Source organism: Actinomyces urogenitalis DSM 15434 (genome assembly GCF_000159035.1).
Taxonomy (GTDB): domain Bacteria; phylum Actinomycetota; class Actinomycetes; order Actinomycetales; family Actinomycetaceae; genus Actinomyces; species Actinomyces urogenitalis.
The window spans coordinates 511889-522921 of the sequence record NZ_DS999574.1; the positions used below are offsets into that span (position 1 = coordinate 511889).

Annotated in this window: 7 protein-coding genes and 1 riboswitch; of the genes, 4 read left to right on the forward strand and 3 right to left on the reverse strand. The window is 70.7% G+C overall.

Going from position 1 to position 11033, the window contains the following annotated elements; translation table 11 throughout:
- Positions 1–358 precede the first annotated feature (358 nt).
- On the forward strand, positions 359–1645 hold the full coding sequence (locus HMPREF0058_RS13330; protein ID WP_048681545.1) for an endonuclease/exonuclease/phosphatase family protein: 1287 nt from the start codon (positions 359–361) through the stop codon (positions 1643–1645).
- Between the two features lie 115 nt (positions 1646–1760).
- Here the strand turns inward: HMPREF0058_RS13330 and HMPREF0058_RS02190 are convergent, their stop codons facing one another.
- Positions 1761–2585, reverse strand: coding sequence for an alpha/beta hydrolase family protein (locus tag HMPREF0058_RS02190; protein WP_006548033.1), 825 nt, complete (start codon positions 2583–2585; stop codon positions 1761–1763).
- Between the two features lie 914 nt (positions 2586–3499).
- Positions 3500–3584: riboswitch (SAM riboswitch) on the forward strand.
- Here HMPREF0058_RS02190 and HMPREF0058_RS02200 point away from each other — a divergent pair.
- Together HMPREF0058_RS02200 and metE are read left to right on the forward strand one after the other, a co-directional pair.
- A complete protein-coding gene (locus HMPREF0058_RS02200; protein WP_006548034.1) occupies positions 3578–4732 on the forward strand; it encodes a methylenetetrahydrofolate reductase in 1155 nt (384 codons plus the stop codon). It overlaps the preceding riboswitch by 7 nt.
- Before the next feature lie 123 nt (positions 4733–4855).
- Positions 4856–7273, forward strand: coding sequence for a 5-methyltetrahydropteroyltriglutamate--homocysteine S-methyltransferase (gene metE, locus HMPREF0058_RS02205; RefSeq protein WP_006548035.1), 2418 nt, complete (start codon positions 4856–4858; stop codon positions 7271–7273).
- A 527-nt stretch (positions 7274–7800) separates the two neighbouring features.
- Here metE and HMPREF0058_RS02210 read toward each other — a convergent pair.
- Positions 7801–8736, reverse strand: coding sequence for a hypothetical protein (locus HMPREF0058_RS02210; RefSeq protein ID WP_006548036.1), 936 nt, complete (start codon positions 8734–8736; stop codon positions 7801–7803).
- 410 nt (positions 8737–9146) lie between these two features.
- Complete coding sequence (locus HMPREF0058_RS02215; protein ID WP_006548037.1) at positions 9147–10103, reverse strand: copper homeostasis protein CutC; 957 nt, start codon at positions 10101–10103, stop codon at positions 9147–9149.
- A gap of 351 nt (positions 10104–10454) precedes the next feature.
- Between HMPREF0058_RS02215 and HMPREF0058_RS12570 the strand changes: the two genes are divergently transcribed.
- On the forward strand, positions 10455–11033 hold a 579-nt coding region (locus tag HMPREF0058_RS12570; RefSeq protein ID WP_006548038.1), incomplete at its 3' end, for a 6TM ABC transporter family protein.

An 11033-nucleotide genomic window follows, 5' to 3' on the forward strand; every position in this document is an offset into this window, starting at 1 on the left:
GGGGCGACGTCGGAGCCGCGGGCAGTGGCGGCGTCGTCTCGCCCAGAGGCGGTGCCGGTGTCGGGGGCAGCCTCGGCGGAGGTGGCGCCGGCGGGTGCGGCGTGGTTAGTGGTGTGCGCGGCGCTGGTCCCGGCGTCGGAAGGTGTCGTCTCAGTGCTCATACCGGTGCCCATTCTTCCTTAATGACGTCCTTGTGCGGATGTGGGCGTGCTCGCGCGATTGTGGCGTGCTTGTCGGGGCACGGCAGGCACGCCACAATCGCAGCAGTACGCACTCGTACGTGAAGGCACGTCTCAACCGGACAACAGCAGGCCAGTTGGCGTGACGAGGCGCACAGTTTGGGGCGATGATGGGCCCTATGAGTGATCTCGACGCCGATGCCGACTCCGCGGGCGAGCTTGGCAGTTCTCGGGGCGAGGCTGGCAGCACTGCGCAGACCTCCAGTCGCTCCGGCAAGCGCTCCCAGGCTTCCCTCCGCTCCCACCGCGCCGTCGACTCCCGCCGCTCCCATGGCGCCCGCCTCCCCCGCCGCCCCGGCGCGCCTCGTAGCGCGTGGCGGCAGGCGACCCGGGCAGTGGGATGGTGCGTGACGGTGCTGATCTGCGCCGTCGGCCTGCTCAGCCTGGCGCCAGACATCCTGGGCGCAATCAACCCGGCGCTGCGGCTGTCAATACGGGCGCCCTTCACCCAGGCCCTCGCCGTGCGCAGCGCGCTGGTGGTCCTGTTCGCCGCGGTCGGTGTGCTCTTCGTGCTGCTCGCCCTGGTCGGGGCCTGGCGGAGGGACCTGGGGCGGCGGCGCGTCATCATCGCCGTCGTCCTCGTGCTCGTGGCTGGCGTGCACGCCTGGGTGCTCGCCGATCGAGGCCTGGGCCGGAGCGACGAGGCGCGGCCGGCGATGGCCCAGGCGGCCGATGCCGACCCCGGCGACTGGGACGGAAGCCTGACGATGCTGTCCTTCAACACCTACATGGGCCGAGCCAAGGTGATCGACCTGGCGCTGGAGGTCCGGCAGGTCGCGCCGGACGTCGTCGTCCTGCTGGAGGCCAGTGAGGAGCTGACGCAGCAGCTGCTCGAGCTCACCGGGCAGGACGGCTTCTCCTTCACGGCTTTCACGGCCGGTGACGGTGGCAGCAGTCTGACGACGACGGTGCTCGTCTCCGCCGCGATCGGTCCCTACGAGCAGGGCAAGGTCTCCGGTATGGGGCACGGCGCCGTCTACCTCACTCCGGCGGGAGGCGATGAGCTCAACGGGCATGCACGCCCGACGATCCTGGGCGTGCACACCATCGCGCCCCTGCCCAGCACCATGGAGCTGTGGAGGCAGTCCGTAGAGAAGGTCGTGGAGCGATGCCAGTCGCCCCAGGCGGGGCTGGTGGTCGCAGGAGACTTCAACGCCACGCTGGACCACGCAGTGATGCGAGAGCTGGGCGGCTGCGCGGATGCTGCGGTCCAGGGCGGGGTTGGTGGCCTGGCGACCTGGCCCACCTCGACGCGTACGGCCTTGTTCGGCGCGACGATCGACCACGTTCTGGTGGATGCGGTCACATGGCGCACGCGCTGGGCGGAGGTAGTGCAGGTCGCGGGCTCGGACCACCGCGCGCTCGTCGTCGAGCTGGAGGGGCGCGCGGAAGCGGCGAGCCTGTGACGGCCCAGTCGGATGACGCCTTGCGGTGAGGTGCTGGAGCTGTTCCGAGGTCTCGGCGTCGTCGGCCAGCGCAGCCGGTCAGGCCGGTTGGCGCCGACTCGGACGGTTAGGCGGGTTAGCGCAGGCGGCGGGCGAACCAGTCGACGCCGAGCTGGGCGACCTGGACCTGGGCATCCTCCGCGTCCTCGGCGTGGACCTGGACGAGCTGGCTGCCGTCACGCAGCAGCGCGAAGCCCTCGGTCGCCCCGGCGGTGGAGTCGGGGAACTCCTCCGTCAGCGCGCCGTGCAGCATGAGGACGGGCCAGGGTAGGTCCGCCATGATCTGTGCAGGCTCCTGCAGTGAGACGTCGGCCAGGGTCTGCTTGGACAGGACGTCCCACTCGCGCGAGTTGGGGTTGTCATCGACGAGGCGGGTCAGGCCGTGTCGGTCGAGCTCGTCGAGCTGCTCGGGGGAGAAGACGTTTTCCCACAGGATCGACTGCGGGCCGACCACCGCCCCGGAGAGCACCACGGCGCGTACGGGCTCCGGGCGGGCCAGCAGCACCGCCGTCGCCCCGAATCCGTTGGCGTGCACGCCTTGGCGCGAGTAGCCCAGGTCCTCCAGCCAGCCGCACACGGCCTGGAGGTCATCGCTCTCGCCGGCCAGGGTCACGACGTCGTCGTCGGACTCGCCCAGGCCGGAGAAGTCGAACTGGAAGGTGGCGTAGCCCGCCTGGCGGTACCGCGCCGCGAGCTGGTCCAGGCGGTAGCTGAAGCCGTGGCGGTCGGTGAGGAAGTCGTGCGCCAGGATGATGACGGCCTCGTGGCGCGCTGGGGCGGTTCCGCCCTCGCGAACGAGCGTGGTCAGCGCCTCGGGGTCGAGATCGGCGACGCCGTCGGGCAGGCGGAGCGTCCCGGACAGGGAGATGCCCCGGGCCGTGTCGATGCGGACGTCAGTCATGCTCCCAACCTAGGCCAGCCGGCGCTCGCGGGCGACGGACCTGTGGCGGGGCCCGGGGGATTGCGCTGGCAGCGTGATGCTTGCGCCGCCGCCCCGCGGTGCATGGCGCGACCTCATGTGGGCTGCTGCGGCGTGGTGCTTCCGTGGCGCTTGTCACTACTGCCTGGCGCTCGCCGCTACCTCTTCCTGTCTTTCGCTATCCCGCGGTGTTGGTCGACCGTGCGTGTGTGGGTCAGCTCTTGCTTTCGTTGCTACCCCGCGGCGTCCACCGCTACCCCGTTGTGCCTGTCGCTACTCCTTGGTGTTGGTCGCTACCCCGTAGCGGGCGCCTCCTCCGCTTTCGACGCTATCCCATGGTGCTGGTCGCTACCGTCTCCTGCCTTTCGCTACCCCTTGGTGTTGGTCGCTACCCGGTAGCGCGTGCTGCGGGGTAGCGAAGGAAACGAAGGGGTAGCGGCGATGGTGGAGGGGTAGCGGAGGGCGGGCAGTGACGCGGTTGGGCCCCGTGCTTGTGCGGTTTGCTACTACCCCATGGTGTCCACCGCCACCCGGTTCTGGCGTTCGCTACCCCTTGGTGTTGGTCGCTACCCGGTAGCGCGTGCCACGGGGTAGCGAAGGAAACGAAGGGGTAGCGGAGGTAACGGTGAGGTAGCAGAGGACGGGCGTGGGCGGTCTTGGTGGGAGTGCGGAGGGCGCGAAGGATGGGCAAACGCAGCGGCTGCGCCGGTGGCATCGGCGAAAATGCTCGTCGCCACCAGGGTCTGCCGCCAGCCCCGTTACCGCCAGGCCCGCGGCCGCCAGCCCCTCGGTCGCTAGGGCCTGCCGCCACCAGAGGAGCACAAACCAAATGGTTAGTTTCTTGCGGTATGGCGCGATTTGCGTGAGCGCCCGGCCGTCGGTAAGGTCTGCTCCAACATCCATCCAGAGCGGCTGAGAGACCTGGCTCTATGACGCCGCAGCAACCCTCACGCGGGGTGCTTCCGCCAGGATCGATGGAGAACACCATGTCGCCGTCCCTGGCACAGCCGTATACCCGTCACGTCGCCCCCAAGCCTTCCCCGGCGTCCCCCGAGCCTTCCCCGGCAGCTCTCGCGCCGTCTCTCACTCCCGCCGAGCCCGCCCGCCCGAGCCTGTCCCTGGAGCTCTTCCCTCCCCGCCCGGGCCGCTACGCCTCGCAGACCTGGGGCGCTCTCGACCGGCTCCTTGCCGCCCGCCCCGACTTCGTCTCGGTGACCTACCGTCCCCGCTTCATCACGACAGCGGGCGGCCCGACCGCAGCAGCAGGCTCTCCCACGCGCCTGCACGTCGTGCGCGAGCACAACCCCTCCGAGGACGTCGTCGCCCACGTCATCGCCACCTCCCGCGTCCCGCTCATGGCCCACCTGACGTGCCTGGGCTACCGCAAGGCCAACGTCGTCGAGATCGTTCGCCTCTTCCTCGACATGGGGGTCAGGCGCTTCCTCGCCCTGCGCGGAGACCCGCCGCGTGGCGTGGCTGCCGAGGACGTCGTTGGCGAGCTGCGCCACGCCGACCAGCTCGTCCGCGTCATTCGTGAGGTCGAGGCCGAGTACTTCGACGACGGCGCCCGCCACGTCCAGGTGGCAGTGGCCGCCTACCCGGCCGCCGTTGACTACGCCCGCGAGATCGGGGTGCTCGCCGCCAAGCAGGCCGCGGGCGCGGACCTGGCCATCACCCAGGTCTTCTACGAGTCCGAGGACTACCTCGCTCTGGCCCGCGCCGCCAGCTACTGCGGCGTCACCATGCCCATCCTGCCCGGTATCATCCCGCTGACCGACCTGCGGCGCCTGACCCGCTTGGAGGACCTGACCGGCGTGAGCGTGCCGACTCGGCTGAGCCAGACCCTGACCTCGCGCCAGGGCGCTTCGGTCATGACCGCCGGCATCGACGCCACCCTCCAGCTTGCCGGCGACCTCATTGAGGGAGGCGCGCCCGGCCTGCACCTCTACACCTTCAACCGCACCCGCCCCGCCCTGGACGTCATCTCCCAGTTCCGCCTGGGCGGGGTGCTCGACGGTGCCCGCCCTGACCGCGTCACCCAGCGCGAGATCGCCCGCGCCTACATCAACGCCGTGCCAGGTTCCGGCGCGCGGCTGACGGGGCGAATGCCGGTGGCGGCTCGGCCCTGACGGGTGCCGGGTCCCGCCGTTGCGGGTCCGCCACCGGCCGACGCCGCAGGGACCGTACGTCCTCATCCCTCCCCGCGCCGTGCGCGTCCTGACCTCGATGACTGCCAGACAGAAAGGCATCCCATGACCTCCATCAACCACCCCAGCGCCACGCAGCCCTCCACCACGGGCTCGCAGATCCCCACCACGCCCTTGCCGCCGGCCACGATCCTCGGCTACCCGCGCATCGGCGCCGACCGCGAGCTCAAGCGCGCGGTGGAGTCCTACTGGAAGGGTGCCACCGACCTGGCGGCCTTGCGTCGCTCGGCTCGGTCCTTGCGCAAGGCCACTCGATCCCACCTGCGCGAGCTTGGACTGACCGGCCCTAGCGCTGTGCCGGCGGACTTCGCCTACTACGACCAGGTCCTCCAGGTTACCACGGCCTTCGGTGCCCTGCCCACCCGCTTCGCCGACCTGGGTGGCAGCGCCGGCGAGGGCTACCCCGGCACGGACCTTCCCGGCTACTTCACGGCCGCGCGAGGCCAGGGTGAGTGCGCGGCGCTGGAGATGACCAAGTGGCTGGACTCGAACTACCACTACCTCGTCCCCGAGCTCGACGAGCACACCCCCCTGGACTACGTGCCCGGCTTCGCCGCCGTCGACCCGACGGATGGCCCTGGCGCCCAGGTCCTGGAGGCGGAGCGCGCCGGCGAGGAGGTGCCGCGGCCCGTCGTCGTCGGACCGGTGACCTACCTGCTGCTGGCCAAGGCCTCCGACGAAGCCGGCCCGGACTTCCACCCGCTCGACCGCCTGCCCGACCTGCTCGCTGCCTACGGACACCTCCTGGGCGACCTGTGGGCAGCCGGCGCCCAGTGGGTCCAGCTTGACGAGCCGGCGCTGGTGTCCGACGCCTGGGACGTGCCGCGCCAGCAGGTGCTGGAGGCTGTGCGCGCCGCCTACACCTGGATCGGCGCCATCGCCGAGCGTCCCCAGGTGCTGGTGGCGGGCACCTACGGCTCGCTGGGGGACGCTCTGCCCGTTCTCGCTGCCACTGAGATCGAGGGCGTGGCCCTGGACTTGGTGGCTGGGCAGCGGCCGACGGCGCAGGAGCTGGGGTCGCTCGGCGGCAAGAGCGTTGTGGCCGGCGTGGTCTCGGGGCGCAACGTGTGGCGTACGGACCTGGAGGCGGCGCTGGAGCTCCTGGAGGGCCTGCGCCGCGACCTGCCTGAGGACGCGCCGCTGGTGGTAGGGACCTCCACCTCGCTCCAGCACGTGCCGCACGACGCCGAACGTGAGACCTCCCTGCCGGCCGACGTGCGCTCGTGGCTGGCCTTCGCCGACCAGAAGGTCGCCGAGGTCGGGGTACTGGCCCGCGCTCTGGCCCAGGGGCAGCAGGCGGTGGCGCAGGAGCTGGCGCTCGATGCCCGCCTGCGCGAGGAGCGGGCCACCCACCCGGGCGTGAACCGGGCCGAGGTGCGATCCGCCGCCGGCGCCGTGAGCGCGGCTGACCGCCAGCGCTCGCCTTATGCCGAGCGTCAGAAGGTCCAGGCGGCGCGGCTGAGGCTTCCGCTCCTGCCGACGACGACGATCGGCTCCTTCCCGCAGACCGCCCAGATCCGCACGGCTCGGGCTGCGTGGCGCCGCGGCGAGCTTGACCACAGTGGTTACGAGCAGGCGATGCGCCAGGAGATTGCGCGCGTGGTGGAGCTCCAGGAGGAGATCGGGCTGGACGTGCTCGTCCACGGCGAGGCTGAGCGCAATGACATGGTTCAGTACTTCGCGGAGCTGCTGGACGGCTTCGTGACCACCGAGCACGGCTGGGTGCAGTCCTACGGCTCGCGGTGCACGCGGCCCTCGATCCTGTGGGGCGACGTGAGCCGGCCCGCGCCGATGACGGTGGCCTGGTCCTCCTACGCACAGTCGCTGACGGACAAGCCGCTCAAGGGCATGCTCACCGGACCGGTGACGATCATGGCCTGGTCCTTCGTGCGTGACGACGTGCCGCGGGCGCTGGTGGCTGACCAGCTCGGGCTGGCGCTGCGCGAGGAGGTCGCGGACCTGGAGGCTGCCGGGATTCCGGTGATTCAGGTGGATGAGCCGGCGATCCGCGAGACGCTGCCGCTGCGCCGGGCCGAGCGTGCGGACTACCTGAAGTGGTCGGTCGGAGCGTTCCGCTTGGCGACCGGTGGCGCGGGCGCGGCGACGCAGATTCACACCCACCTGTGCTACTCCGAGTTCGACGTGGTCATTGACGCGGTTGACCACCTGGATGCGGACGTGACCTCGATCGAGGCGTCGCGCTCGCGGATGGACATCCTGCCGGCGGTGGCTGAGCACGGTTTCGAGCGGCAGCTGGGGCCGGGCGTGTGGGACATCCACTCGCCTCGTGTGCCGTCGGTGGACGAGTGCGAGGAGCTGCTGGAGCGCGCGGTGGCGGCGCTGGGTATTGAGCAGCTGTGGGCCAACCCGGACTGCGGGCTCAAGACGCGTGGTTACGAGGAGACGGTGGCGAGCCTGCGGCACCTGGTGGAGGCCGCCCAGCGCGTGCGCGCGCGGAGGTAAGAAAGGGGAGGGCTCGGCGCGGGCGTCTTCGGCAGCGGGCCCAACCTGTGCGTGCTGAGGTCAGTCTCTGCGTTCCTGCCAACAGGGGCCGCATCCGTGGGGCCCGGCGTGCGTGTTTGGGTGGGGTTTGCCAGAAGTGCCCCGGCCACCTGGCCGACTTCGCTCGTGCGTCGCCCTCGTTTGCCCAGCCGTCGCTATCCCTTTGTTTCCTTCGCTATTCCTTGGTGTTGCCCGCTATCCCGTGGCGCGTGCGTTGCTGAGTGTGCGGGCGGTCGTCGTCACCTCGTTCTGTCCTTCGCTATCCCTTCGTGTCGCTCGCTACCCCACAGCGCGCGCTACGGGGTAGCGAGCGACACGAAGGGATAGCGACGGTGGCGGTGGGGTAGCGATGGTGGCAATGAGGTAGCGAAGGACAGGAACGGGTAGGGCTGGTCGGCGCACAGAAGGGTGGCGGCGGCGGGAAGGACTGGCACGGGCGGTGCCATCGAGTCTTCCGCCGGTGGGCGCACTTGCCGGGGCTGGATTCGTCAGTGCGTGCAGCGCACGCCGACGTCGGCCAGGATCTGCAGCAACGGCTCGCCCTGCCAGGCGTCCCGCCACAGCCAGCGCACGACTCGCATGCCCGAGGCACGTTCAACGGCGATCTCACGCCGACGCTCATCCTGGATGACCTCCTCGATCGGTCGGCCGGCCATCTGGCGTCCGTACTTGACGTTGCCGTCGAACTCGCCGATGACGCCCAGGTCTGGCCAGATGAAGTCCACGCGCCCGACGAGCCGTCCTCGCAGGTCCCAGATCTCATCCTGGAGACGTGGTAGCGGTAGGTGGTGCTCGATCATGACCGCGCGGCTGAGGCTCTCTCCCGGTGACTCGGAGCGCGGATCCGCGACCTCGATCCACCGGCGGAGCCGGGTGTTGCCCGAGGTATGTGGGTGAGCATCCACGAGCGAGAGGAGCTGCTCCTTTGTCACGTTGCCGCGTCGCAGGGCGGCGTCGAGGCTCGTGAGGTTGGAGGCGAAGGGTCGACGCCGACCGAGGTCGATGAGCGTCTGAGCCACGCTGGTCACGCGGATGCCGTCGATCTCCACCATGTCGCAGTCCTCGGGCGCGGGGAGAGTACGGGTTGCGGCGGTGGTTTTGCCGCCGGTGCGTCCGCGGCGGACGAGCTGAACGCGCTCGGGCAGTTTGCCGATCAGCGGCAGACCGTGAATGACGGCCGCTGATTCGCGCGCGATCGCCGCCTCGCCGCTCAGCCGGCCCACGAGTCGTAGCGCGCACAGGCGAGTGAGGTGGCGCTGGCTGAGATCCAGGGCCTTGAACTCCTGACGGTTGACGTAGGCCCCGCGCAGCAGAGGCATGAGATCGCTGTCCGATTGACGCGTCGAACGGGCGAAGCTCTTGGAGCTCACCCCGTCAAGAGTCAGGTCCCTGGTCAGCGTGATGCTGATTGGTGCGGTCCACATGCACCAAGGATTGCGCGGTCGGTCGGCTGCCCGCAGACGACCTGTGGACGGGCGTTGCCGAGGGTGTCACGGGGGTTGCCTGTGGAGCCCGGGCGGCGACTATCGGGGCGAATGTGACGGGTGGGAATACGGCGTCGCGTCGGCGCAGATCGCTCCCGGGCGGCCGTTGCCGCCCCTCGCTCGCGTTCGCTACCTCTCTGTTTCCTTCGCTATCCCGTGATGGCGTTGGCTACCCCGTAGCGCGTGCGGAACTGAATACCTGGACAACTGCCGCTACCTCGTTCTGTCCCTCGCTATCCCTTGGTGTTGGTCGCTATCCGGTGGCGCGCGCTGCGGGGTAGCGGAGGGCTCGGCGGGGTAGCGGAGGGCTCGGCGGGGTAGCGGAGGGAGCGGTGGGGTAGCGATCTCTCCTACGCGCCGGTGCCAGAGTCAGCCCCAGATCCAGAGTCAGCGCCAGCGGGCCGCCCCAGTGACCGCGCGGCCTCGACGGCGCGGCGCACCTTGGCCTCGTCGGTGCGCTGAGGAGCGCCCGGCGCGCAGTCGTCACGCGAGCAGCGCATGTGAATCTCCCGCACACCCGTGCGCTCAATGACCTCCGCGGTGTTCGCCGGGCGCACGTGCCCGGCGGCGATGACGCGTGGCCCGCCGGGCGTACTCACGAGCCCACGCAGCACCTCCGCGCCTTCCAGCGCCGTAGGCGACCCGCCCGAGGTCAGCACGTAGTCCACCCCGAGCCCGCCCAGGTCCCCGTAGGCCTCGACCAGGTCGCGGGTGGCGTCGATCGCCTTGTTGAAGGTCACCGGAGCCCCGTCAGCGGTGTCGATGAGCAGCCGCAGCAGGCCACGGTCGATGACGTGCTCGCTGGTGAGCACCCCCATGACGAAGCCGATCTCAACGGCCGGCGGCTGCGGCGCGACCGAACCAGCGACCCGCTGCGGGCGGGTGTACTCGCTCATCTCGCGCGCGAGCGCGGCCATTCGGCGCACGTCAGCCACCATGGCGCGGCCCTCGTCCGAGCTGAAGACGAAGGAGCCTCCGCGTGGGCGGATCATGATGCGCAGCCCGAAGGGCGCGGCATCAGGCTGCTTGGCCCAGTGCGGTCCAGCCAGCGCCCGACGCTGCGCCACCTCCTCAGAGGCGGCGAAGATCGCGGACTCGACCGTCCCGATTGACGGCGTGGTGCCCTCAGCGCCGAGGTTGTCACACAGCTCGGCGCGGTCGGCTCCGGCGCGCGCGGACAGCCGCACGCCCTCAACGTCCTCGGTACAGATCTCGACGACGACGTGCGGCATGTCGCGCCACGGGGTCGTCTCAGGGGCGGGGGAGGACAGGTGGCGTAGAGAGGGCGCGGAGCCTGCAAGCCGCATCGCGTTCATGTCCTGAGTGTGACACGCGCGTGCAGGCGATGTGCGGGTTTGCCGCTCAACTCTGCGCGAAGGTCGTGACGCAGCGTCGTCATGACCAGGCGCGGCGGCGGGGGACAATGTCTCAGCCCGCTCCTGGCCGCGGGCAAGGAGGTCACCCCGTTGTCCCAGCCCGCCAGCATGCCCGACGCCGCTCCCTCACCTCATCGCACCCGTGCGCCACACCCTGCCCGTGCGGTCAGCCCCGCCACAACCGACGCCACCCGCTCTACCCGCGAGCCCCGCCCTGCCCTCGGCACCCGCCGGGGTTGCCAGGCCACCGTGGCAGCAGCGGCAACAACGACGGTCGGTGCCTTGGCTCAGGCCTGGGCTCTCATCTGCCTCGGGCGCGGTCTGGGCGCTCTGTCCCCCTTCCTCATGCCTGTCACCCCGGCCGCGCGCCTGGCCGACCCCACCGCCGACTGGCGAGCCAGCGCCCTGCAGGCGGTGCTCGCTGCGCTCGTGGCCGCGGTCTGCGCCGGCGCCACCCAGCTCATCGCCCGCTCCAGCGCCGCGTCGGAGGAAGGTCATATTCGCCGTCGGGTGCTCGCGCACCTGCTCGACCTGGGGCCGGGGGCCGTGAGCGAGGCCCGCTCTGGCGCGACCGTGGCCCTGCTGACCGACGGCGCTGAGCGCGTGGCCGCCTACCGGCAGACCTTCCTGGCCCCCACCATCGCCGCTGTCTCCTCCCCGTTGCTGGTCCTGGCCCTGACCGCCGTGACGGTTGATGCCGTGAGCGCAGCCGTCCTGGCCCTGCTCTTCGTGGCGGTTCCCGGGGGCATCGCGCTAGCGCACAAGCGACTGCGCCGCTCCTCGGGTGGCTCGCGCAGCCAGCGCATGCGCCTGGCCGCGGAGTACCTCGACGCGCTCCAGGGCCTGACCACCCTGGCCCTG

Bases quoted from the DNA above. Each gene is read 5' to 3' on its own strand.
- HMPREF0058_RS13330 (WP_048681545.1), top strand. From the start codon at position 359: ATGAGTGATCTCGACGCCGATGCCGACTCCGCGGGCGAGCTTGGCAGT.
- HMPREF0058_RS02190 (WP_006548033.1), bottom strand. From the start codon at position 2,585: ATGACTGACGTCCGCATCGACACGGCCCGGGGCATCTCCCTGTCCGGG.
- HMPREF0058_RS02200 (WP_006548034.1), top strand. From the start codon at position 3,578: ATGGAGAACACCATGTCGCCGTCCCTGGCACAGCCGTATACCCGTCAC.
- metE (WP_006548035.1), top strand. From the start codon at position 4,856: ATGACCTCCATCAACCACCCCAGCGCCACGCAGCCCTCCACCACGGGC.
- HMPREF0058_RS02210 (WP_006548036.1), bottom strand. From the start codon at position 8,736: ATGTGGACCGCACCAATCAGCATCACGCTGACCAGGGACCTGACTCTT.
- HMPREF0058_RS02215 (WP_006548037.1), bottom strand. From the start codon at position 10,103: ATGCGGCTTGCAGGCTCCGCGCCCTCTCTACGCCACCTGTCCTCCCCC.